The organism is Isoptericola variabilis, assembly GCF_050311655.1.
GTDB classification, from domain to species: domain Bacteria; phylum Actinomycetota; class Actinomycetes; order Actinomycetales; family Cellulomonadaceae; genus Isoptericola; species Isoptericola variabilis.
In genome coordinates, this window is record NZ_JBNOZM010000004.1 from 1 (window position 1) to 23,680 (window position 23,680).

Below are 23,680 nucleotides of genomic sequence, written 5' to 3' on the forward strand. Positions count from 1 at the left end.
GGTGGGAGAGTAGGACGCCGCCGGACACCCATTCACGAAAGGCCCACCCCACCCCGGGGTGGGCCTTTCGCATACCCACCACCAGGCGCGCAGAGGCACCGACGCCGGGCGCGGGCGACGCACACCCCCTCGAGGCACGGACGACACCCTCGCCGGGCACCACGCACCTCACTGGTACCGGGCACTGCAGCCACCCGGGCACGGGCACCGCCGCTCGTCGGCCACACGACCGCCACGAGCTGAGGCGCGCCCACCTCGATCGCACCTGTATCGGCAGACAGACCGCTGCGATCCGAGGCCCGCCGACCTCGATGGGACCTGTATCGGCCAACCGACCGCTGCGACCTGAGGCGCGCCCCTTCGCTGCGCCCCGCCGACGGACATCGCACCTAGCAAGGCCCCGCTACCGCACCCCGCGCGGTCACGAGGACCAGGACCCCAGGCACAGTTTCGGGACCGCCGCGGCCGCACCCCATCGCCGGCGCCCGCCTTCCCGGAGCGCGCTGCGCGCGTCCCCGGCACGCGGCACGCGCGTTCCCTGATCCCGGCGCGGGCCGGCGCTGGCCTGGGGCTCGACATCGCGCCATCGCCCGGGCGCGCGCTGCCCGCACCTGCGCTCCGTGACGGGGCTCTGCCACCAGGCACACGCGACGGACTCGACCCACATGTGCACTCGCGGATGCGGTGTCCGGCCTGGCGCCGAGGGGCGGGCCCGTGCGGGACGCGCGGCCTCGAGCCGTGGGCAGCGCTCCGGATGCACTCTTCGCAGGGTCTTCACGTGCGGGTGTGGACGTGACCTCAGTGCGCTGACCTGGGGAGATGACGGGTTGCCTCGGGTGTGTTCGGCTGGAGCCGTGCGACGGGCCCGCACTGAGCGCAGACTCACTTGACATGGCACCGCGCCGAGGGCGAGACTTCACTGAACGGAAACCCGCTTCCGGTGGGCGGAATTCATCGAAGGAGGATCGCTCGATGGTGAGTGCAGGTCTCGAGGCCTTCAACGCGGCGGACGTCGATGCCGCTCGCGCTCGGGTGCTCTCGTGCGCCGACGTGACGCGATGGGCCGACGAGGTGGTCGCCGGGCGTCCGTACGCGGACATCGAGGCGGCACTCGCAGCGGCGCGCTCCGTGGCAGACCCCTGGAGCGAGGAGGAGATCGACTCCGCGCTCGCCCGCCACCCCCGTATCGGCGAGCGCGCCTCCGGGGACGATGCGGACGCGGCGCACTCGCGTCGGGAGCAGGCCGGGCTCGGCGACCTCAGCGGCTCCGTCGAGGAGCGGCTGCGGGCCGGCAACCGCGCCTACGAGGACCGGTTCGGCCACGTCTTCCTCATCCGGGCCGCGGGCCGCACCGCCGAGGAGATCCTCGCCTCGCTCGAGGAGCGCCTGGGGAACGATCCCGCCACCGAGCGACGCATCGCCGGCCAGCAGCTGCGGGAGATCGCCGTGCTGCGGCTGGAAGGAGAGCTCTCATGACCTCGCACATCACCACCCACGTGCTCGACGCCGTCTCCGGGCTGCCGGCGGCCGGCGTGGGCGTCTCCCTGTGGAGCGTCGACGCGGACAGCGCCACGCGCCTCGCCGACGCCACGACCGACGCCGACGGCCGGGTCAAGGACCTGGGCCCGGAGGCCCTCGAGCCGGGCACCTACCGCGTGACCTTCGCGACGGGCGACTACTTCGCGGCGCAGGGCGTCGCGACCTTCTACCCGTCGATCACCATCGACTTCACCGTCGAAGCCGGGCGCGACCACTATCACGTGCCCTGTCTGCTCAGCCCCTTCGCGTACTCCACGTACCGCGGGAGCTGACGGGTCGTCCCGACCCACCATCACAGGCCGCGGCACTGGCGCCGCGGCGTGCGTCATCGTCACCGGAGACGTATCGGGGGCCGCCATCGTGGGCGGTCCCGGGCAACGCAACAACAGATGAAGGAGTCAGCAATGACCGCCACCGCCACCGACGCCCAGGTCAGCACGGGCACGATCGTGCTGGGCGACAACCAGTACGGCAAGGCCGAGGTCCGCGTCATGAAGGTCGACCGCGACCAGGCGCGCCACCGCATCACCGAGCTCTCGGTGACCTCGCAGCTGCGGGGCGACTTCTCCGCCGCGCACATCGACGGCGACCAGGGGCGCGTCGTCCCGACGGACACCCAGAAGAACACGGTCTTCGCCCTCGCGAAGGACGGCATCGCGTCGCCCGAGGAGTTCGCGCTGCGCCTCGGCGAGCACTTCCTCTCGAGCTTCGACTGGATCGAGGGCGGCCGCTGGGAGGCCAAGGAGTACACCTGGGAGCACATCCCCTCGTCCCTCACCAACCACGTGACCGACGGCGAGCACGACCACGCGTTCGTCAAGGGCGGCACGGAGACCCGCACGACCGTGGTCCAGCGCGAGGGCGACGAGGTCTTCGTCGTCTCCGGCCTGGAGGACCTCAAGGTCCTCAAGTCCACGGGGTCCGAGTTCCACGGCTTCCCGAAGGACCGGTACACCACCCTGCAGGAGACCACCGACCGCATCCTCGCGACGTCGGTGACCGCCCGCTGGCGCTACACCTCGCTGGACATCGACTTCAACGCCGTCTACGACGACGTGCGTCGCATCCTGCTCGAGACGTTCGCCGACGTGCACTCGCTCGCGCTGCAGCAGACGCTCTACCAGATGGGTAAGCGGGTGCTCGAGGCGCACCCGGAGATCGGCGAGATCAAGTTCTCGATGCCGAACCTGCACCACTTCGTCGTGGACTTCGAGCCCTTCGGCCTGGAGAACCCGAACGAGGTCTTCTACGTCGCCGACCGCCCCTACGGGAAGATCGAGGCGGAGGTGAAGCGGGAGGGCGCCGACTCCGAGCCGCGCGCGTGGGCCACCGTCACGGGGTTCTGCTGATCCTGGTCCCTCGGAGCAGCGAGGCACCGTGCAGTCGGTTCGAAGGAGCATCGAGATGAGCACGACGACCATCGACGCGGCGGCCACGACCGGCACGTCGCAGCGCGGTCGACCGGAGGACGAGCGCTACCCGCTCGGCAAGACCTTCCTCTACGGCCTGCAGCACATCATGACGATGTACGGCGGCGTCATCGCGCCGCCGATCATCGTCGGGCAGGCGGCGGGACTGACCGGGGCGGAGATCGGCGTCCTGGTCTCGGCCGCGCTGCTCGTCAGCGGCCTGGCCACCGCGCTCCAGACGCTCGGCATCCGCTTCTTCGGGTCGCAGCTCCCGCTCGTCCAGGGCATCTCGTTCGCCACCGTGTCCACCATGGTCGCGGTGGCGAGCGGGGACGGCGGGCTCCCCGCCGTCTTCGGCGCCATCATCGTCGCCGCCGTCATCGGCCTGGCGATCAGCCCGTTCTTCGCGCAGGTCGTGCGGTTCTTCCCGCCGGTCGTGACGGGCACCATCATCACGATCATCGGCGTCTCGCTGCTGCCGACGGCGGCCGGCTGGATGATGGGCGGCGACGAGGAGGCGGCGGACTGGGGCTCGGTGCCCAACATCGCGCTGGCGCTCGGCACGCTGGTCGTGGTGCTGGCGCTCAGCCGGTTCCTGCAGGGCACGATCTCGCGGCTGTCCATCCTGTTCGGCATCATCCTCGGGACCGTGGCGGCGGTGCCGCTCGGCCTCGCGGACTTCTCGGGGGTCGGCGAGGGGGCGGCGTTCGCGCTGCCGACGCCGTTCGCGTTCGGCGCCCCGGTGTTCGAGATCGGCGCGATCATCTCGATGACGATCGTCATCCTCGTGATCATGACCGAGACGACGGCCGACCTCATCGCCATCGGCGAGGTGCTCGACACCAAGGTGGACGCGAAGCGGGTGGGCGACGGCCTGCGGGCCGACATGGCCGCGACCCTCGTCGCGCCGTTCCTCAACTCGTTCCCGGCGTCGGCGTTCGCGCAGAACGTCGGCCTGGTGGCGATCACCGGTATCCGCTCGCGGTTCGCTGTCGCGGCGGGCGGTGGGGTCCTGTTCGTGCTGGGGCTCTTCCCGGTGCTGGGGCAGGTCGTCGCGGCGATCCCGTCGCCCGTGCTGGGCGGCGCCGGCATCGTCCTGTTCGGGTCGGTGGCCGTGTCGGGGATCCGCACGCTGTCGCGCGTCGAGTACGAGGGCAACCTCAACCTCACGCTCGTCGCGGTGGCCCTCGGGTTCGGCATCATCCCGATCGCCGTGCCGGACTTCTACGACCAGTTCCCGACCTGGGTGGGCATGATCTTCCACTCCGGGATCGCGGCCGCCGCCGTCGTCGCCGTCCTGCTCAACCTCGTCTTCAACGAGATCCGCTGGGGCCGGCGGTCCAAGGACCCGTCGGTGTTCACCGCGGGCTCCTCGGCACGCCTCGTCGTGACGGAGGAGCAGGAGCAGCGCCGGGCGGAGTACTTCGCCCGGCTGGACGCCGAGCGTCAGGAGGAGCGTCGCCGCGCCCGCCTCAACGCGGACGTGCGGGCGCGGGTGCGCCACGGTCACGGCCGCCGGTCGGGCTGCGTGTCGGCGATCGACCTGGACGCCGACGGCGTGCCGGACGTGCTCCAGATCCGTGGAGGGGCGCGCGACGCGGTCGCGGCCCGCCGCCCCGACGCCGACCCGGCGGGGGAGCGCCCGACGGACAGCCACCCGGAGCTGGTGCCTGCGGGCGCCACCGAGCCGGGCGACGGGTGACCACGATGCCCGCCCCGGCACGACGCAGGGCGCGAGGCGGGGACCCCGCCTCGCGCCCCGCATCGGGTCGCCGCGCGCCGTCAGGCCGCGGAGAGCAGCTCCTTCGAGATGGTGTCGGCCACCTCGTGCAGCAGGGGGAGCGCGGCCTCGCCGAACTCGTAGGTCACGCGGGCCGCGGGCCCGGACACCGAGAGCGCGGTCGGGGTCGGCGCGTCCTTCACCGGGACGGCGAAGCACCGCACACCGATCTCCTGCTCGCCGTCGTCGACGGCGTAGCCCTGCTCGCGGATCGTGCCGATCTCCTTGAGGAGGTCGTCCACGTCCGTGATCGACAGGTCGGTGGCGGGCGGCATCCCGACGCGACCGACGATGTCGCGGATCGTCTGGTCCGGCAGCTCGGCGAGCACCATCTTGCCGACGCCGGTGCAGTGCGTGTAGACGCGCCGTCCCACCTCGGTGAACATCCGCATCGAGTGGGACGAGGACGCCTGGGCGACGTACACCACCATGTCGCGGTCGATCATCGCGAGGTTGGCGCTCTCGCCGAGCTCGCGGGCGAGGCGCTCGAGGTGCGGGCGGGCGCTGGCGCCGAGCTGGCGGCCGGCGCTCTCGCCGAGCCGGATCAAGCGGGGGCCCAGGGTGTAGCGGCGGTTCGGGAGCTGGCGGGCGTAGCCGCGGCCGACGAGCGTCCGCATCAGCCGGTGGATCGTGGGGAGCGGGAGACCGGCGGCGGCCGCCAGCTCGCTGAGCGCCGCGTCCCCACCGAGGTCGGTCATGATCTCGAGCAGGTCGATCGCCCGGTCCACCGACTGGACTCCGGTGCCGTTCGCCATGGGTCGTGTCCCCCTTCGCAAAGCCTCACGAACCGGTCCCGGTTCTAGAAACCATCCTTCCACATCTCGAAACTTCATGTCATCAGTGCCACGAAAGGAAACCCAGGCCATGGCGATGCCCAGCCCCAGCTACACGATCACCCTGCGCGTCGAGGCGCCCGCCTCGCAGCGCGCGACGAGCGAGATCGTCCACGAGATCGCGACGGCCGGCGGCTCGGTGATGGGCGTCGACATCGCCCAGTCGCACGCCGACACGATCGTCGTCGACGTCACCTGCGACACCGTGGACGCCGAGCACGGCGAGCGGATCGTCGAGGCCCTGGACGCCCTCGAGGGCGTGCGCGTGCTGAAGATGTCGGACTCGACCTTCCTCATGCACCTCGGCGGCAAGATCTCGGTCGCCCCCAAGGTGCCGCTCAAGACGCGCCGCGACCTCTCGCGGGCCTACACGCCGGGCGTCGCCCGCGTCTGCCTCGCGATCGCCGACCGCCCGGAGGACGCGCGCCGCCTCACCATCAAGCGCAACACGGTCGCCGTCGTCACCGACGGCACCGCCGTCCTCGGCCTCGGCGACATCGGCCCCGAGGCCGCCATGCCGGTGATGGAGGGCAAGGCGGCGCTCTTCAAGCAGTTCGCCGACGTCGACGCCTGGCCCCTCGCCCTCGACACGACGGACACCGAGGAGATCATCCGCACCGTCAAGGCGATCGCCCCCGGCTTCGGCGGCGTGAACCTCGAGGACATCTCCGCGCCCCGCTGCTTCGAGATCGAGAAGCGCCTGCGCGAGGAGCTGGACATCCCCGTCTTCCACGACGACCAGCACGGCACCGCCATCGTGGTGCTCGCGGCGCTCATCAACGCGCTCAAGGTCGTGAACAAGAAGATCGAGGACGTCCGCATCGCGGTCTCCGGCGTCGGTGCCGCGGGATCGGCCATCATCCGACTGCTGCTCGCCCAGGGCGCGAAGGACATCATCGGCTTCGACCGGCACGGGGCGCTCACGCCCGAGTCGGCGGGCGACGACGAGAACCGCACCTGGATCGTCGAGAACACCAACCCGTCCGGGTTCACCGGCACCCTCAAGGAGGGCCTCGTCGGGGCCGACGTCTTCGTCGGCGTCTCGGCCGGCAACATCCTCACGGGCGCGGACGTCGCGACGATGAACGAGGGCGCGATCGTGTTCGCCCTCGCCAACCCGACGCCCGAGGTCGACCCGATCGCCGCGGGCGAGACGGCCGCCGTCGTGGCGACGGGCCGCAGCGACTACCCGAACCAGATCAACAACGTGCTGGCGTTCCCGGGGCTGTTCCGCGGCCTGCTGGACGCGGGCGCCACGCAGATCACCGACGAGATGCTGCGCGTCGCGGCCGTCGCGATCTCGTCGGTGGTGAGCGAGGACGAGCTCAACTCCGCCTTCATCATCCCCGGCGTGTTCGACAGCCGGGTCGCCGAGGCCGTCGCGGACGCCGTCCGGGCCGAGGGGCTCAAGGAGGTCCCGGTCGCGGAGCACCGCGCCGACGACGCCGAGCACCTGGCCCAGCACCTGGGGCGCGCCCTGCACGCGGAGAGCGTGGCGGTGGCCCGATGAAGGCCTCGCTCGACCAGGCGGCGCTCGACGACGTCGAGCGCCGGCTCGCCGCGCACGACGCCCACCTCGAGCGGGCGTACCCGGGCGACGACGGCTCGCGCCAGCCCGTGCACACCGTGTACGTCCCCGCGCACCGGTACGTGGCCGGGCTCGCGCGGGACTGGGGGGCCCAGGCCCTCGCGGCCGTCGAGGCGCAGGGCACGGACGCGCTGCTGGACGCCGTCGGCGTGCGGGAGGACCTGCGCGAGGCCGTCGCGGCCCAGGTGGAGCGCAAGCTCGCCGCCGAGCCGATCGAGGACCTGCGCATCGACCTCGAGGACGGGTACGGCACGCACCCGGACGCCGAGGAGGACGAGGTGGCGGCCGCCGCGGCCGCCGCGCTGCGTGCCGAGCTCGACGCCGGGGGAGCGACGCCGTTCGTCGGCATCCGCTTCAAGTGCTTCGAGCGGCCGACGAGGGCCCGCGGCCTGCGCACGCTGGACGTGTTCGTCAGCACGCTCGCGGCGTCGGGGGACCTGCCGGACGGGCTCGTGCTGACCCTGCCGAAGGTGACCGGCGTCGTCCAGGTCGAGGCGATGGTCGCGGTCTGCGAGCGGCTCGAGGAGGCGAACGGCCTCCCGGCGGGGCGCCTGCGCTTCGAGGTGCAGGTCGAGACGCCGCAGTCGATCCTCGACTCCGCCGGCACCGCGACCGTCGCACGGATGATCCACGCGGGGGCCGGCCGGGTGAGCGGGCTGCACTACGGCACGTACGACTACTCGGCGTCGCTCGGCATCGCCGCGGCGTACCAGTCGATGGAGCACCCGGCGGCGGACCTCGCCAAGGAGGTCATGCAGCTCGCGGCCGCGGGGACCGGCGTCCGCCTGTCCGACGGCTCGACGAACGTGCTGCCGGTCGGCGACGACGCCCAGGTGCGCGCCGCGTGGGCGAACCACGGTCGCCTCGTGCGCCGCTCGCTCGAGCGCGGCTTCTACCAGGGCTGGGACCTGCACCCGGCCCAGCTCCCGAGCCGGTTCGCGGCGACGTACGCGTTCTACCGCGAGGGCTTCGAGTCGGCCGCCGAGCGGCTGTCGAACTACGTGAACGAGGTGGAGGGGGCGGTGCTCGACGAGCCGGCCACCGCCAAGGCGCTCGCCTGGTACCTCAAGCGTGGCGTCGACTGCGGCGCCCTGGGTGCCGACGAGATCCTCGAGCGCACCGGCCTGCGGCCCGCCGAGCTCACGGCGATCGTCACGCGTCCGCTCGGGGGCTGACGCCCGGGCATCCGCGCAGCGCACGGCCACGACGGCCCGGCAGGACGACGTCCTGCCGGGCCGTCGTCGTGTGCGCGGCGTCACGACCGCACTGCGGGACGGCCCCCGGCGGGGGTTGACCGAACCCGCGAACGCGGCGTAGCGTTTTCACAACAAGGAACCAATCTTCCATCTGGCGAAAGCGAGTCAGCGATGACGGACCAGATCCCCTACACCGTGAACTGCTCGATCCTCCTCACGGACCTGCCGCTCCTGGAGCGTCCGGCGGCCGCGAAGGCGGCCGGCTTCGACGGCGTCGAGTTCTGGTGGCCCTTCGCCACCCCGACGCCCGCGGCCGACGAGATCGACGCGTTCGTCGGGGCCCTGGCCGACGCCGGCGTGCAGCTCACCGGCCTGAACTTCGACGCCGGCAACATGCCGGGCGGCGACCGCGGCCTCGTCTCGTGGCCCGCGCGCTCGGCCGACCTGCGCGCGAACCTCGACGTCGTCGCCCGCATCGGCGAGCGCACCGGCTGCCGCGCGTTCAACGCGCTGTACGGCAACCGCGTCGACGGCGAGGACCCGGCCGCGCAGGACGCGCTCGGGGCCGAGAACCTCGCGCTGGCCGCCCGGGCGGTCGAGCGGATCGGCGGCACGGTGCTGCTGGAGCCGGTCTCCGGCACCCCCACCTACCCGCTGAAGACGTCGGCCGACGCCGTCGCCGTCCTCGACCGGGTGCGCGACGAGCACGGTGCGACCAACCTCGGCCTGCTGTTCGACGTCTACCACCTGTCGGTCAACGGCTCCGACGTCGACCTCGACCTCAAGACCTACGGCGACCGCATCGCCCACGTGCAGATCGCCGACGCCCCGGGCCGCGGCGCCCCGGGCAGCGGAGACCTGCCGATCCAGCGCTGGATCGGCGACCTCCGCGCCGCCGGCTACGCCGGCCCCGTCGGCCTCGAGTACAAGACGGCCGACGCCGACCCGTTCGCCTGGCTGCCCCGCGCCGAGCGCTCCGCGCGCTGAGCGCTCCGCACCGCAGCGACCCGCACCTTCCGAAAGGGACACGATCATGAGCACCATCGCCTTCATCGGCCTCGGCATCATGGGCAGCCCGATGGCCGTCCACCTCCAGAACGCCGGGCACTCCGTCGTCGGCTACAACCGCACGGCCGCCAAGGCCCAGCCCCTCGTCGAGGCGGGCGGCACCGCCGCCTCGTCCGTCGCGGAGGCCGTCAAGGCCGCGGACGTCGTGGCCGTCATGGTCCCGGACTCCCCTGACGTCGAGGGCGTCCTGGTCGGCGACGAGGGCGTCTTCGCCAACGCGCAGCCGGGCACGCTGATCATCGACTTCTCGTCCATCCGCCCCGACGTGACGGCCGAGCTGGCCGAGCAGGCGAAGGCCGCGGGCTTCCGCTACCTCGACGCGCCGGTCTCCGGTGGCGAGGCGGGTGCGAAGAACGCCGCGCTGTCCATCATGGTCGGCGGCTCCGCCGAGGACTTCGCCGCGGCGTCCGACGTGTTCGACGCGGTCGGCAAGACCGTCGTGCACGTGGGCCCCTCGGGCTCCGGCCAGACGGTCAAGGCCGCCAACCAGCTCATCGTCGCCGGCAACATCGCGCTGCTCGCCGAGGCCGTGATCTTCCTCGAGGCGTTCGGCGTCGACACCGAGGCGGCCGTCAAGGTCCTCGGCGGCGGCCTCGCCGGCTCCGCCGTGCTCAACCAGAAGGCCGAGAAGATGCTGGGCCGCGAGTTCGCCCCCGGCTTCCGCATCGACCTGCACCACAAGGACCTGGGCATCTTCACGTCCGCCGCCCGCGAGCAGGGCGTCGTCGCCCCCGTCGGGGCCGTCGTCGCGCAGCTCATGGCCGCGGCCCGCGCCGAGGGCGACGGGTCGCTGGACCACTCCGGCCTGTTCAACGCGATCGCGCGCCTGTCCGGTCGCGACTGACCGCCCCGAAACGACCCAGAAGACTCGAAGGAGAGCACCATGCCCCGCATGCGCGCGGTCGACGCCGCGGTCGCCATCCTGGCGAAGGAGGGTGCCACCGAGGCCTTCGGCCTCCCCGGCGCCGCCATCAACCCGTTCTACGACGCCATGCGCCAGCACGGCGGCATCCACCACGTGCTCGCCCGGCACGTCGAGGGCGCGTCGCACATGGCCGACGGCTACTCGCGCGCCGAGCGCGGCAACATCGGCATCTGCATCGGCACGTCGGGCCCGGCGGGCACCGACATGATCACCGGCCTGTACGCCGCGTGGGCCGACTCGATCCCGATGCTGTGCATCACGGGCCAGGCCCCGGTGGCCAAGCTCGACAAGGAGGACTTCCAGGCCGTCGACATCGCGTCGATCGCCGCACCGGTCACCAAGCTGGCGAAGACGGTCCTCGAGGCGTCGCAGGTGCCGGGCGTCTTCCAGCGCGCGTTCCAGCTGATGCGGTCCGGCCGTCCCGGCCCGGTGCTCATCGACCTGCCGATCGACGTGCAGATGACGGAGATCGAGTTCGACCCGGAGACCTACGAGCCGCTGCCCGTGGAGCGCCCGCAGGCCACCCGCGAGCAGGTCGCCAAGGCGATCGACATGCTGCTGGCCGCGGAGCGCCCGCTCATCGTGGCCGGCGGCGGCATCATCAACGCCGGCGCGGAGGCCGAGCTGGTCGAGCTCGCCGAGACGCTGGGCGTGCCGGTCGTCCCGACGCTCATGGGCTGGGGCGCGATCCCCGACGACCACCCGCTGACCGCGGGCATGGTCGGCATCCAGACGTCGCACCGCTACGGGAACGCGACGTTCCTGGAGTCGGACTTCGTGATCGGCATCGGCAACCGGTGGGCCAACCGCCACACCGGCGGCCTGACGACCTACACCGAGGGCCGCACCTTCGTGCACGTCGACATCGAGCCCACCCAGATCGGCCGTGTGTTCGCGCCCGACTACGGCGTGGTCTCCGACGCAGGCTCGTTCCTGCGCACCGCGCTCGAGGTCGCCGCCGAGCGCAAGGCCGCCGGCCAGGTGAAGGACTACTCCGCGTGGGCGGCGTCCGCGCAGGAGCGCAAGGGGAAGCTGCAGCGCAAGACGCACTTCACCGAGGTCCCGATCAAGCCGCAGCGCGTGTACGAGGAGATGAACAAGGCCTTCGGCCGCGACACGGTCTACGTCACCACGATCGGCCTGTCGCAGATCGCCGGCGCGCAGCTGCTGCACACCTACCACCCGCGGCACTGGATCAACGCCGGCCAGGCGGGCCCGCTGGGCTGGACGGGCCCGGCCGCGCTCGGCGTCTCGCGGGCGCTGCCCGCGGGCAACGTGGTCGCGCTGTCCGGCGACTACGACTTCCAGTTCATGCTGGAGGAGCTCGCGGTGGGCGCGCAGCACCACCTGCCCTACGTGCACGTCGTGGTGAACAACGCGTACCTGGGCCTGATCCGCCAGTCGCAGCGCGCGTTCGACATGGACTACCACGTGTCCCTGGCGTTCGAGAACATCAACATGTCGACCGGTGACGGCGAGCCGGAGGGCTACGGCGTGGATCACGTCAAGGTGGCCGAGGCGCTCGGCTGCAAGGCGATCCGCGTCACGGACCCGGAGGACCTGGGCGCCGCGTTCGCCAAGGCGCAGGCCATGACGGCGGAGTTCCGCGTCCCCGTGGTGGTCGAGGTCATCCTCGAGCGCGTGACCAACATCGCGATGGGCGCCGAGCTCAACGGCGTCAACGAGTTCGAGGACCTGGCCATCTCGGCCGAGGACTCGCCCACGGCGATCGCGCTGCTCGACTGAGCGCGACCGGCTGAGCAGTACCCGACGACGGCGACGGGAGAGACGATGACGACGAGCAGCGAGGGACGGGGAGGTGCGGCGACGATGACCACGACGACCACGACGGCCTCAAGGGCACGCGTGCTGCTCGCCCCGGACAAGTTCAAGGGTTCGCTGACCGCGGGGGAGGTGGCCGCCCACCTGGCGGCCGGCCTTCGGCGGGCCGTGCCCGGCGTCGTCACCTGCGAGCTCCCCGTGGCCGACGGCGGCGAGGGCACCCTCGAGGCGGCCCTCGCCGCCGGGTACGCCGCGGTGGACCTGGTGGCGACCGGTCCCCTCGGGGAGCCGGTCGCCACCCGGTACGCCCGGCGTGGTGGCACGGCCGTCGTCGAGATGGCGGCCGTGAGCGGGCTCGCGATGGTCGCCCCCGACCGGCAGACCGCGCTGGCGGCGACGTCGCGCGGTCTGGGCGAGGTCATCGCGCACGCCCTGGACGCCGGGGCGCGGGAGATCGTCGTCGGGGTGGGCGGCTCCGCCAGCACCGACGGGGGCGCGGGCATGCTGGCCGCGCTGGGCGCGCGGCTCGCGTCGGGAGCGGGGGACGTCGCCGACGGCGGCGGCCACCTGCACGAGCTGACCGACGTCGACCTCGCCGGCCTGCACCCGGCGCTCGCCGAGACGGAGATCGTGCTCGCGAGCGACGTGGACAACCCGCTGCTCGGCGAGCGCGGCGCGGCCGCGGTGTACGGGCCGCAGAAGGGGGCGGACCCGGCGACCGTGGCCGAGCTCGAGCTGGGCCTGGCGACGTGGGTCGACGTGCTCGCCACGGTCGGCGTGACCGGCGCCCGCGGGTACGCCGACGAGCCCGGCGCGGGCGCGGCCGGCGGCGTCGGCTTCGCCTGCCTGCTGCTCGGCGCCGAGCGCCGCCCCGGCGTCGAGGAGGTGCTGGCGCTCACGGGCTTCGCCGACCGGCTCGACGGTGTCGACCTGGTCGTCACGGGGGAGGGCAGCCTCGACCGGCAGTCGCTGCACGGCAAGACGCCGGTCGGGGTGGCTGCCGCCGCCGCGGCCGCCGGCGTCCCCACGGTCGCCGTGTGCGGACGCACCACCCTCAGCCCGGAGCAGGCGGCCGCCGCAGGCATCTCCGCCGTGCACGCCCTCACCGACGTCGAGCCGGACATCGCCCGCTGCATCGCCGAGGCCGGGCCCCTGCTCGAGACCCTCGCCGCGCGGCTGGCCGACCACCTGCCGGCCCTCAACACCTTGGAGAACGCATGACCCACGACCTCATCGTCCGCGCCGCCCGCGCCGTCACCCCTGAGGGGGAGCGCGCGGTCGAGGTGGGCGTGACCGACGGCCGGATCGCCGCCGTCGTGCCGCTCGGCACCGGACTCGCCGGCGCCGAGATGCTGGAGCTCGCCGAGGACGAGGTGCTGCTGCCCGGCCTCGTCGACTCGCACGTGCACGTCAACGAGCCCGGCCGCACCGAGTGGGAGGGCTTCGCCACCGCCACCCGCGCCGCGGCCGCCGGCGGGGTCACGACCATCGTCGACATGCCGCTCAACTCGCTGCCGCCCACCACCTCGGTCGCGAACCTCGAGGTGAAGAAGCAGCGGGCGGTGGACCAGGCGTTCGTCGACGTCGGCTTCTGGGGAGGCGCGGTGCCGGGCAACACGGCCGACCTGCGCCCCCTGCACGACGCGGGGGTGTTCGGTTTCAAGTGCTTCCTCGCCGACTCGGGCGTGCCCGAGTTCGGCCACCTGGAGGACGCGGAGCTGCGCGCCGACCTCGCGGAGCTCACGTCGTTCGGCGGGATGATGATCGTGCACGCGGAGGACCCGGGCACGCTCGAGGACGCCCCGCAGGAGCCGGGCCCCGCCTACAAGAGCTTCCTCGCCTCCCGCCCGGCCAAGGCCGAGTCGACGGCGATCGCCGCGCTGATCGACGCGGCCCGCGACACCGGCGCCCGCGCGCACGTGCTGCACCTGTCCGACGCGGACTCGCTCCCGATGATCGCGGCCGCCCGCGCCGAGGGCGTGCGCCTCACGGTCGAGACCTGCCCGCACTACCTGTCCCTGGACGCGGACCACGTGCCCGACGGCGCGACGGCCTACAAGTGCTGCCCGCCGATCCGCGAGCAGGACAACCAGGACCGCCTGTGGCAGGGCCTGCGCGAGGGCCTCATCGACGTCGTCGTCACCGACCACTCGCCCGCGACGGCCGAGCTCAAGCAGCCGGCCTCGGGCGACTTCGCCGAGGCGTGGGGCGGCGTCGCGTCGCTGCAGCTCGGCCTCGCCGTCGTCTGGACCGAGGCGCGCCGGCGCGAGGTCCCGCTCGCCGAGATCGTCGGCTGGATGTCCGCGGGCCCGGCCGCGCTGGTCGGCCTGGAGCGCAAGGGCGGCATCGCCGTCGGCAAGGACGCGGACCTCGCCGTCTTCGCGCCCGACGCGACCTTCGTCGTCGACCCGGCCCGCCTCCACCACAAGAACCCGGTCACGCCGTACGCCGGCCGTGATCTCACGGGTGTCGTGCGACGCACGCTGCTGCGCGGGCGTCCCGTGGGCGACGAGCCCACCGGCACCCTGCTGCGCCGCGGCGAGGCCTGAGCCCCAGGGCCGGCCCCCCGCGGTTCCCCGTCACCGAGAAGAACGAACAGGACCAGCACGATGACGCGACTCCAGCCGGGCGACACCGCCCCCGACTTCACCCTGCCCGACTCCGCCGGCACGCCGGTCTCCCTCGCGGACGTCCGAGCCGGCGCCGACAAGGGCGTGGTCGTGTACTTCTACCCGAAGGCGGGCACCCCCGGGTGCACCACGGAGGCCTGCGACTTCCGCGACAACCTCGCGTCGCTCGCAGGGGCCGGGTACGCCGTCGTCGGGGTCTCCGCGGACCCGGTCGAGGACATCCGCGCCTTCGTGGAGGCCGAGCACCTGACCTTCCCCCTGCTGAGCGACGCGGACCACGCCGTGGCGGACGCCTACGGCACCTGGGGCCCGAAGACGATCGGCGACCGGACGTTCGACGGGGTGCACCGCTGCACGTTCGTCGTCGAGCCGGACGGGACCCTGCGGTCCGCCGAGTACGACGTCGAGGCCACCGGGCACGTGGCCGCGCTGCGCGCGCAGCTCGTGGGTGCCTGAGCATCGGCGACCCGGTAGGGTCGGCCTGACAGGATTCCGCAAGGCGTAATACGAATTCCGCTGTGCAACGACCGCACGGCTGCAGCACACCCCCGTAGAACGAGAACAAGGAGGGACTGTCGTGGAGCTCCCCGACGGCCTGACCATCACCGCCGAGATCGGTGAGCGCGACACCGAGGTGCTCACCCCGGCTGCGCTCGACCTCATCGTGACCCTGCAGCGCGAGCTCGGCGCCCGTCGCCTCGAGCTCCTGGAGGCGCGGCAGCGTCGCCGCCAGGCGCTGGCCGACGGCGGCACGCTCGACTTCCTGCCGGAGACCGCGCACATCCGGGCCGACGACTCCTGGCAGGTCGCGGAGCCGGCCCCCGGGCTGGTCGACCGTCGCGTGGAGATCACCGGCCCGACCGACCGCAAGATGACCATCAACGCGCTCAACTCGGGCGCGAAGTGCTGGCTCGCGGACCAGGAGGACGCCAACACGCCGCAGTGGCGCAGCGTGGTCGGCGGCCAGCTCAACCTGCTCGACGCGATCAACCGCACCATCGACTTCACCAACGAGGCCGGCAAGCGCTACGAGCTGAAGCCGGACGACGAGCTCGCGACCATCATCATGCGCCCCCGCGGGTGGCACATGAACGAGAAGCACGTCCTCGTCGACGGCCAGGAGACCTCCGGCTCGCTGGTCGACTTCGCGCTCTACGTCGCGACGGCGGGCCTGCGGCAGATCGAGAAGGGCCTCGGGCCGTACTTCTACCTGCCGAAGATGGAGTCCCACCTCGAGGCGCGGCTGTGGAACGACGCGTTCGTCCTCGCGCAGGACGCGCTCGGCATCCCGCGCGGCACGATCCGCGCCACCGTGCTCATCGAGACCATCCCGGCCGCGTTCGAGATGGAGGAGATCCTCTACGAGCTGCGCGAGCACTCGGCCGGGCTCAACGCCGGCCGCTGGGACTACCTGTTCTCGGTGGTGAAGAACTTCCGGACCCGCGGGTCGGAGTTCCTGCTGCCCGACCGCAACCAGATCACCATGACGGTGCCGTTCATGCGGGCCTACACCGAGCTGCTGGTCCGCACCTGCCACAAGCGCGGCGCGCACGCGGTCGGCGGCATGGCCGCGTTCATCCCGAGCAAGGACGCCGCGGCCAACGAGCAGGCCTACGCCAAGGTGAGCGCGGACAAGGCGCGCGAGGCCGGCGACGGCTTCGACGGCTCCTGGGTGGCGCACCCCGGCATGGTCGCCACCTGCAAGGAGGCCTTCACCGCGGTGCTCGGCGACCGGCCGAACCAGATCGACCGCAAGCGCGAGGACGTGAGCGTCACGGCCGCCGACCTGCTGTCGGTCGACAAGACGCCCGGCACCGTCACCGAGGCCGGCCTGCGCAACAACGTCTCCGTCGGCATCCAGTACCTCCAGGCGTGGCTGGGCGGCCTCGGCGCCGTCGCCATCTTCGGCCTCATGGAGGACGCCGCGACCGCGGAGATCTCCCGGTCCCAGGTGTGGCAGTGGCTGCACAACGACGTCGTCCTCGCCGACACCGGCGAGAAGGTGACGCGAGAGCTCGTCGACCGCATCGTCGAGGAGGAGGTGGCGAAGCTCCCGGGCGGCGCCGCCGCCTACGACGAGGCGCGCGCCACGTTCATGGACGTGGCCGTCGCCGACGAGTACGTCGACTTCCTCACGACGGCCGCCTACGAGCGGATGGACTGAGGAAACCCGGCACGCTCGGCTGCGACGGGGGCGCCGAGCACCGCCGGACCGGAGACGGTCGGGACCACGTCCATGTGCGGCGTGGTCCCGGCCGTCTCGCCGTCTGCACCGTCGTCCCCAGCGTGACGTGGAGACAACCTCCCGGACATGTGCCGCCCACTAGACTGGCGGCCATGTCCACCATCTCCCGAGACGAGGTCGCGCGCGTCGCCGCCCTGGCCCGGATCGACCTGCGCGACGACGAGGTCGACCGGCTCGCCGGCGAGCTCGACGTCATCGTCGACTCCATCGCCCGCGTGCGCGAGGTCGCGACCCCCGACGTGCCGGCCACCAGCCACCCGCTGCCCCTGACGAACGTGTTCCGCGAGGACGTGCCCCAGCCGGCGCTGCCCGTGGCCGACGTGCTGGCCGCCGCGCCGGACGCGCAGGACGGGCGCTTCGCCGTCCCGCAGATCCTCGGGGAGGAGTGAGATGACGGACCTGACCCGCCTCAGCGCGGCGGAGCTCGCCGAGACCCTCGCGCGCAAGGAGGCCTCGAGCGTCGAGGCCACCCGCGCCCACCTCGACCGCATCGCTGCCGTCGACGGCGACGTGCACGCGTTCTTGCACGTGAGCTCCGACGACGCGCTGGCCACGGCCGCCGACGTCGACGCCCGCCGCGCCGCCGGCGAGGAGCTGCACCCGCTGGCCGGCGTGCCGATCGCCGTCAAGGACGTCGTCGTGACGAAGGGCCTGCCCTCCACGGCCGGCTCCAAGATCCTCGAGGGCTGGATCCCGCCGTACGACGCGACCCTCGTCGAGAAGATCCGCGCCGCGGGGCTGCCGATCCTCGGCAAGACGAACATGGACGAGTTCGCGATGGGCTCCTCCACGGAGCACTCCGCGTTCGGCAACACCCACAACCCGTGGGACCTCGACCGCATCCCCGGCGGCTCGGGCGGCGGCTCCGCCGCGGCCGTCGCGGCGTTCGAGGCCCCGCTCGCGATCGGCACCGACACCGGCGGCTCGATCCGCCAGCCCGGCGCCGTCACCGGCACCGTCGGCGTGAAGCCCACCTACGGCGGCGTGTCGCGCTACGGGCTCATCGCCATGGCCTCGTCGCTCGACCAGGCCGGCCCCGTCACCCGCACCGTGCTCGACTCGGCGCTGCTGCACGAGCTCATCGGCGGTCACGACCCCCGCGACTCGACGTCCATCCCCGAGCCGCTGCCGCCGCTGGTCGAGGCCGCGCGCCAGGGCGCGCTGGGCGACCTCTCCGGCCTCAAGGTCGGCGTGGTGACGCAGCTCCAGGGCGAGGGCTACCAGCCCGGCGTGCTCGCGCGGTTCCACGAGTCGCTCGAGCTGCTGACCAAGGCCGGGGCGGAGGTCGTCGAGGTCTCGTGCCCGAGCTTCGACTACGCGCTCGCCGCGTACTACCTGATCATGCCCGCCGAGGCGTCGAGCAACCTCGCCAAGTTCGACGGCATGCGCTTCGGCCTGCGGGTCGAGCCCACCGACGGCCCGGTCACCGCCGAGCGCGTCATGGCCGCGACCCGCGGCGCCGGCTTCGGCGACGAGGTCAAGCGCCGCGTCGTCCTCGGCACCTACGCCCTGTCGGCCGGCTACTACGACGCCTACTACGGCAGCGCGCAGAAGGTCCGCACGCTCATCCAGCGCGACTTCGACGCCGCGTTCGCGCAGGCGGACGTGCTGGTCTCCCCGACGGCGCCCACCACGGCGTTCAAGCTGGGGGAGAAGCTGGACGACCCGCTGGCGATGTACCTCAACGACGTCGCGACCATCCCGGCCAACCTCGCCGGCGTGCCGGGCATCTCGGTGCCCAACGGGCTGTCCGACGACGGCCTGCCCGTCGGGTTCCAGATCCTCGCGCCCGCGAAGGCGGACGACCGCCTCTACCGCGTCGGCGCCGCGCTCGAGTCGGCCCTCGAGTCCACCTGGGGCGCCCCGCTGCTCGACAGCGCGCCGCGACTGGGCTGACGGACGAGAAGGAGATCCTCACTGTGACCACCACGACCCCCGCTCTCGTCTCCTACGACGACGCCGTGCGCCGCTACGACCCGGTGATCGGCATCGAGGTGCACGTCGAGCTCGGCACCCGCACCAAGATGTTCTGCCCGGCCGAGCAGTCGTTCGGCGCCGAGCCGAACACCCAGACCACGCCGGTGTCCCTCGGCCTGCCGGGCGCGCTGCCCGTCGTCAACGGCACCGCCGTCGAGTACGCGATCCGCATCGGCCTGGCGCTCAACTGCCAGATCGCGGAGAGCTGCCGGTTCGCGCGGAAGAACTACTTCTACCCGGACGTGCCGAAGAACTTCCAGACGTCGCAGTACGACGAGCCGATCGCCTACGAGGGCTGGCTCGACGTCGAGCTCGAGGACGGCACGGTGCACCGCGTCGAGATCGAGCGCGCGCACATGGAGGAGGACGCCGGCAAGAACACGCACGTCGGCGGCTCCGCGGGCCGCATCCACGGCGCCGAGTACTCGCTGGTCGACTACAACCGCGCCGGCGTGCCGCTGGTCGAGATCGTCACCAAGCCGATCACCGGCGCGGGGGAGCGGGCCCCCGAGGTGGCCCGCGCCTACGTGCAGGCCCTGCGCGACATCTTCCGCGTGCTGGACGTGTCCGAGGCGCGCATGGAGCGCGGCAACGTCCGCGCCGACGTCAACCTGTCGCTGCGCGCGACCCCCGACTCGCCGCTCGGCACGCGCACGGAGACGAAGAACGTCAACTCCTTCCGCTCCGTGGAGCGCGCCGTGCGGTACGAGATCTCGCGCCAGGCGGCGATCCTCGACGCGGGCGAGACCGTGATCCAGGAGACGCGCCACTTCCACGAGGAGGACGGCTCGACGTCGCCCGGCCGCGTGAAGTCCGACGCCGAGGACTACCGGTACTTCCCGGAGCCCGACCTCGTGCCCGTCGCGCCGTCGCGCGAGTGGGTCGAGGAGATCCGCGCGACGCTGCCCGAGCTGCCGCAGGCCCGGCGCCGCCGCCTGCACGACGAGTGGGGCTTCGCGGACGCGGAGATGCGCGACGTCGTCAACGCGGGCGCGCTCGACCTCATCGAGGCCACGGTCGCCGCCGGCGCGACGCCCGCCGCGGCCCGCAAGTGGTGGATGGGCGAGCTGGCCCGCCGCGCCAAGCAGGACGAGGTGGAGCTCGCCGACCTCGCGATCACGCCCGCGCAGATCGGCGAGCTCCAGCGGCTCGTCGACTCCGGCCGCATCAACGACAAGATCGCCCGGCAGGTGCTCGACGGCGTGCTCGCCGGCGAGGGCGACCCGGAGGCGGTCGTCGTGGCCCGGGGCCTCGAGGTCGTGTCCGACGACGGCCCGCTGCTGGAGGCCATCGACGCGGCGCTCGCGGCCCAGCCCGACATCGTCGAGAAGGTGCGCGGCGGCAACCAGGGCCCGGTCGGCGCCATCATCGGCGCCGTGATGAAGGCGACGAAGGGGCAGGCGGACGCCAAGCGCGTCCGGGAGCTGGTGCTGGAGAGGATCGGCTGATGCGGTCGCCCGTCCTGCACGGGGAGCTCGTGCGCCTGCGCCCGATCGAGGCGCGGGACGCCGATCGGCTCTGGGCGTCGCTGCGCGACCCGGACGGCGGCCGGCTGACGGGGATGGGCACGAACGCCGCGTCGTCCCGCGCCGAGGTGGACGCCTGGGCCGCGAGCGCGGCCGACCTGCCCGGCCGGTACGACTGGGCGATCACGTCGGCGGCCGTGCGGGACGGGGAGCTCGTCAGCGACGACCTGCTCGGCGAGATCTCCCTCGACCGCGTGGACCTCGAGCTGCGGTCCGCGAACCTGCGCCTGCGGATGATGCCCGACTACCGGGGCCGCGGGTACGGGCGGGAGGCCATCGGCGAGGTGCTGAGCTTCGCGTTCGACGGCGCATCCGGCCCGGGGCTGCACCGCGTCAGCCTCGCGGTGATCAGCATCAACCCGCGGGCCCGCGCCCTGTACGACTCGCTCGGCTTCCGCGAGGAGGGGCGCCTGCGCGACGCCTTCCGCGACGGGCAGGGCTGGGCGGACGCCGTCGTCATGAGCATCCTCGAGGACGAGTTCCGCGCGGGGGCCGGCACGGACTGAGCCGCACCGGCCCCGCACGCCACGCCGGTGTCCCGCACGCGCGGGCGCCGGCGTCGTCGCGCCGGGGCACGATGGGTGGGCGGCTTGACCGTCGATCCGGCGACCGTTAATCTCGCAAAGCAGAATCTCAATTCCGATCCGCGGAAACCGGCATGGCCGCCGGACCGCCGAGCGAGGAGCGCGACGATGACCCAGCCAGGCCCGCAGACCACCCGCTACTACACCCCGCAGGGCGGGCTGCCCGGGCAGGAGGAGCTGCTCACGGACCGGGCGATCGTCACGGAGGCGTACACGGTCATCCCGCGCGGGGTGCTGCGCGACATCGTCACCTCCAACCTGCCCGGCTGGGACAAGACCCGCCTGTGGGTGCTGGCGCGCCCCGTCGAGGGCTTCGCGACCACGTTCGCGCAGTACGTCGTCGAGGTCTCCCCGGGCGGCGGCGCCGACCGCGGCGAGGTCGAGGACACCGTGCAGTCGGTCGTCTTCGTCACCGAGGGCACGCTGACCCTCACCGTGAGGGGCGAGGAGCACGTGCTCGAGCCCGGCGGCTACGCCTACCTCGCCGCCGGCGACGAGTGGTCGCTGCACAACCGCTCGGACGCCAAGGCCGCGTTCCAGTGGGTCCGCAAGGTCTACGAGCGCATCGACGGCTACGAGGCGAAGACGTTCGTCACCCGCGAGCAGGACATCGAGCCGCGCCCCATGCCGGACACCGACGGCGCCTGGGCCACGACGCGCTTCGTCGACCCCGACGACCTGGCGCACGACATGCACGTCAACATCGTGACGTTCCAGCCCGGCGGCTCCATCCCCTTCGCGGAGACGCACATCATGGAGCACGGCCTGTACGTGCTCGAGGGCAAGGCCGTCTACCGCCTCAACGGTGACTGGGTCGAGGTGCAGGAGGGCGACTTCATGTGGCTCCGCGCCTTCTGCCCGCAGGCCTGCTACGCCGGCGGCCCGAAGCCGTTCCGCTACCTCCTGTACAAGGACGTCAACCGTCAGGTGAAGCTCGACCGCCGCTGACCGCGGCACCACCTCGCGACCCGGCGACCGGGCGCCCCGACCCGGGGCGCCCGGTCGCCGTCGTCTCCCGCCGGTGCGAGAGTTTTTGCATGACCGAACAGGCAGCGGCGCCGTCGCACCCGGAGCACGAGGGCGACCGCGCGTTCTTCGGGCACCCGCGCGGCCTCATGACGCTGGCCGGCACGGAGCTGTGGGAGCGGTTCAGCTACTACGGGATGCGCGCCATCCTGCTGTACTACCTGACCGACACGGTGGCCAACGGCGGCCTCGGGATGGACGCCACCACCGGCGCCGCGTTCGTCTCGATCTACGGCACGTCGGTCTACCTGCTGTCGGTGGTCGGGGGCTGGCTCGCCGACCGGGTGATCGGGGCGCGGCGGGCCGTGCTCTACGGCGGCATCGTCATCGCGGCCGGGCACGCGTCCCTCACGCTGCCCACGTACGGCTTCTCGATGCTGGGGATCGGCCTGGTCGCGTTCGGCACCGGCCTGCTCAAGCCGAACGTGTCGTCGATGGTGGGGGAGCTGTACTCGCGCGACGACGAGCGTCGCGACCCGGCGTTCTCGATCTTCTACATGGGGATCAACCTCGGCTCGTTCTTCTCCCCGCTGATCGTGGGCGTCGTCGAGCAGGCGTGGGGGTACCACGCGGGCTTCGCGGTGGCCGCGATCGGGATGGCGTTCGCGCTCGTCTTCTTCGTCGGCGGCTACCGGTACCTCGGTGCCGCCGGGACGGACGTGCCGAACCCGATCGCGCCGGAGGACCGCCCCGCCGTCGTGCGGCTCGGGCTCTACGTGGTCGGCGCCATCGTCGTGGCGGCGGCGCTGGCCGCCCTCGTCGCCGGCGGGTGGGCCGTCGAGACGTTCATCGACGCCGTGTCGTACCTCGCCCTCGTGACCCCGGTCGTGCTGCTCGTCGTGATGTACCGGTCGAAGCGCGTGACGGCGGCCGAGCGGCCGCGCGTCGTCGCGTACGTGCCGCTCTTCGTCGCGGCGATGCTGTTCTGGATGATCTTCGAGCAGGCGGCGACGACGCTCGCGGCCTTCGCCGCCGACCGCACCCAGCTCGACCTGTTCGGCATCGACCTGTCGCCGGCGTTCTTCCAGTCGGTCAACCCGGCGTCGATCATCATCCTGGCGCCGGTGTTCGCCTGGATCTGGACGAAGACGGGGGACCGGCCGCCCACGGCGTACAAGTTCGTCATGGGGCTGACGCTCGCCGCGCTGTCGTTCCTGTTCCTCGCGGGGATGTCGGCCGTCTTCGCCGACGAGCTCGCCCCGCCGTGGGTGCTCATCAGCGTCTACGTGATCCAGACGCTCGGCGAGCTGTGCCTGTCGCCGGTGGGCATCGCGGCGACGACCCTGCTGGCGCCGCGCGCGTTCCGCGGCCAGGCGATGGCGCTGTGGTTCCTGTCGTCGGCGGCCGGCCAGGCGATCACCGCGCAGACGATCGAGGCGACCGAGGGCGTCTCGGACACCGCCTACTTCGGCGGGATCGGCGTCGTGGCCCTCGCGTTCGCGGGCATCCTGCTGCTGCTCGCGCCGTGGGTGACGCGGCACATCCGTCACGCCGACGAGCTGGAGCGTACCCACAGCGCCGGCGCGGCGTGACCGCGCCGGCGCCGGGGTGCGCCGCTCCTCCGGGGCGTCC

Annotated in this window: 19 protein-coding genes and 1 pseudogene; 19 read left to right on the forward strand and 1 reads right to left on the reverse strand. The window is 72.7% G+C overall.

All coding sequences use genetic code 11. The features are described 5' to 3' along the window. The first annotated feature begins 972 nt into the window (after positions 1–972). The 4 genes from uraD to ACQP60_RS09785 all read left to right on the forward strand — a co-directional run bounded on the left by uraD (position 973) and on the right by ACQP60_RS09785 (position 4,650). The gene (gene uraD / locus ACQP60_RS09770) at positions 973–1,476 is read left to right on the forward strand and encodes a 2-oxo-4-hydroxy-4-carboxy-5-ureidoimidazoline decarboxylase (protein ID WP_429731430.1); all 504 of its coding nucleotides are present in this window, start codon (positions 973–975) and stop codon (positions 1,474–1,476) included. Then, complete coding sequence (gene uraH, locus ACQP60_RS09775; protein WP_429731432.1) at positions 1,473–1,811, forward strand: hydroxyisourate hydrolase; 339 nt, start codon at positions 1,473–1,475, stop codon at positions 1,809–1,811. Before uraD ends, uraH begins: the two co-directional genes overlap by 4 nt. A gap of 132 nt (positions 1,812–1,943) precedes the next feature. Further along, positions 1,944–2,888, forward strand: coding sequence for a factor-independent urate hydroxylase (gene pucL / locus ACQP60_RS09780; protein WP_429731435.1), 945 nt, complete (start codon positions 1,944–1,946; stop codon positions 2,886–2,888). A gap of 55 nt (positions 2,889–2,943) precedes the next feature. Further along, positions 2,944–4,650: a nucleobase:cation symporter-2 family protein gene (locus ACQP60_RS09785; RefSeq protein ID WP_429731437.1), complete on the forward strand. Its 1,707-nt coding sequence runs from the start codon at positions 2,944–2,946 to the stop codon at positions 4,648–4,650. An 80-nt stretch (positions 4,651–4,730) separates the two neighbouring features. On the opposite strand, the gene ACQP60_RS09790 is transcribed toward ACQP60_RS09785, so the two are convergent. Beyond that, positions 4,731–5,483, reverse strand: a complete 753-nt coding sequence (locus tag ACQP60_RS09790) for an IclR family transcriptional regulator (protein WP_429731440.1) — start codon at positions 5,481–5,483, stop codon at positions 4,731–4,733. 109 nt (positions 5,484–5,592) lie between these two features. Here ACQP60_RS09790 and ACQP60_RS09795 point away from each other — a divergent pair, with 109 nt between their 5' ends. From ACQP60_RS09795 to ACQP60_RS09865, 15 genes and pseudogenes are all read left to right on the forward strand, one after another. Beyond that, positions 5,593–7,071 carry an NAD-dependent malic enzyme gene (locus tag ACQP60_RS09795; RefSeq protein WP_429731443.1) on the forward strand — a complete coding sequence of 493 codons (1,479 nt, stop codon included), beginning with the start codon at positions 5,593–5,595 and terminating at the stop codon, positions 7,069–7,071. After that, on the forward strand, positions 7,068–8,324 hold the full coding sequence (locus ACQP60_RS09800; protein ID WP_429731445.1) for a DUF6986 family protein: 1,257 nt from the start codon (positions 7,068–7,070) through the stop codon (positions 8,322–8,324). Before ACQP60_RS09795 ends, ACQP60_RS09800 begins: the two co-directional genes overlap by 4 nt. Before the next feature lie 204 nt (positions 8,325–8,528). Further along, positions 8,529–9,332, forward strand: a complete 804-nt coding sequence (locus tag ACQP60_RS09805) for a hydroxypyruvate isomerase family protein (RefSeq protein ID WP_429732707.1) — start codon at positions 8,529–8,531, stop codon at positions 9,330–9,332. A 37-nt stretch (positions 9,333–9,369) separates the two neighbouring features. Then, a pseudogene (locus tag ACQP60_RS09810) lies at positions 9,370–10,257 on the forward strand (2-hydroxy-3-oxopropionate reductase); the annotation flags it as partial. A 39-nt stretch (positions 10,258–10,296) separates the two neighbouring features. After that, positions 10,297–12,084, forward strand: a complete 1,788-nt coding sequence (gene gcl / locus ACQP60_RS09815; RefSeq protein WP_429731447.1) for a glyoxylate carboligase — start codon at positions 10,297–10,299, stop codon at positions 12,082–12,084. An 84-nt stretch (positions 12,085–12,168) separates the two neighbouring features. Beyond that, entirely contained in the window at positions 12,169–13,341 is a 1,173-nt protein-coding gene (locus ACQP60_RS09820; protein WP_429731450.1) for a glycerate kinase, read from the forward strand. Continuing rightward, positions 13,338–14,669, forward strand: coding sequence for an allantoinase AllB (allB, locus tag ACQP60_RS09825; protein WP_429731453.1), 1,332 nt, complete (start codon positions 13,338–13,340; stop codon positions 14,667–14,669). The genes ACQP60_RS09820 and allB overlap by 4 nt, the downstream gene beginning before the upstream one ends. Positions 14,670–14,729: 60 nt before the next feature. Continuing rightward, positions 14,730–15,206 (forward strand): thioredoxin-dependent thiol peroxidase, encoded by a 477-nt coding sequence (gene bcp, locus ACQP60_RS09830; RefSeq protein WP_429731455.1) that lies wholly within the window; start codon positions 14,730–14,732, stop codon positions 15,204–15,206. Between the two features lie 121 nt (positions 15,207–15,327). Beyond that, the gene (aceB, locus tag ACQP60_RS09835) at positions 15,328–16,914 is read left to right on the forward strand and encodes a malate synthase A (RefSeq protein WP_429731458.1); all 1,587 of its coding nucleotides are present in this window, start codon (positions 15,328–15,330) and stop codon (positions 16,912–16,914) included. 173 nt (positions 16,915–17,087) lie between these two features. Next, positions 17,088–17,384, forward strand: a complete 297-nt coding sequence (gene gatC, locus ACQP60_RS09840) for an Asp-tRNA(Asn)/Glu-tRNA(Gln) amidotransferase subunit GatC (RefSeq protein ID WP_429731461.1) — start codon at positions 17,088–17,090, stop codon at positions 17,382–17,384. A 1-nt stretch (position 17,385) separates the two neighbouring features. Further along, positions 17,386–18,891, forward strand: coding sequence for an Asp-tRNA(Asn)/Glu-tRNA(Gln) amidotransferase subunit GatA (gene gatA / locus ACQP60_RS09845; RefSeq protein WP_429731464.1), 1,506 nt, complete (start codon positions 17,386–17,388; stop codon positions 18,889–18,891). Between the two features lie 23 nt (positions 18,892–18,914). Next, the gene (gene gatB / locus ACQP60_RS09850) at positions 18,915–20,420 is read left to right on the forward strand and encodes an Asp-tRNA(Asn)/Glu-tRNA(Gln) amidotransferase subunit GatB (protein WP_429731467.1); all 1,506 of its coding nucleotides are present in this window, start codon (positions 18,915–18,917) and stop codon (positions 20,418–20,420) included. Then, positions 20,420–21,004, forward strand: a complete 585-nt coding sequence (locus tag ACQP60_RS09855; RefSeq protein ID WP_429731470.1) for a GNAT family N-acetyltransferase — start codon at positions 20,420–20,422, stop codon at positions 21,002–21,004. Before gatB ends, ACQP60_RS09855 begins: the two co-directional genes overlap by 1 nt. A 186-nt stretch (positions 21,005–21,190) precedes the next feature. Next, the gene (locus ACQP60_RS09860; RefSeq protein WP_429731473.1) at positions 21,191–22,030 is read left to right on the forward strand and encodes a bifunctional allantoicase/(S)-ureidoglycine aminohydrolase; all 840 of its coding nucleotides are present in this window, start codon (positions 21,191–21,193) and stop codon (positions 22,028–22,030) included. Between the two features lie 89 nt (positions 22,031–22,119). Next, positions 22,120–23,640 carry a peptide MFS transporter gene (locus ACQP60_RS09865; protein WP_429731476.1) on the forward strand — a complete coding sequence of 507 codons (1,521 nt, stop codon included), beginning with the start codon at positions 22,120–22,122 and terminating at the stop codon, positions 23,638–23,640. Positions 23,641–23,680 lie beyond the last annotated feature (40 nt).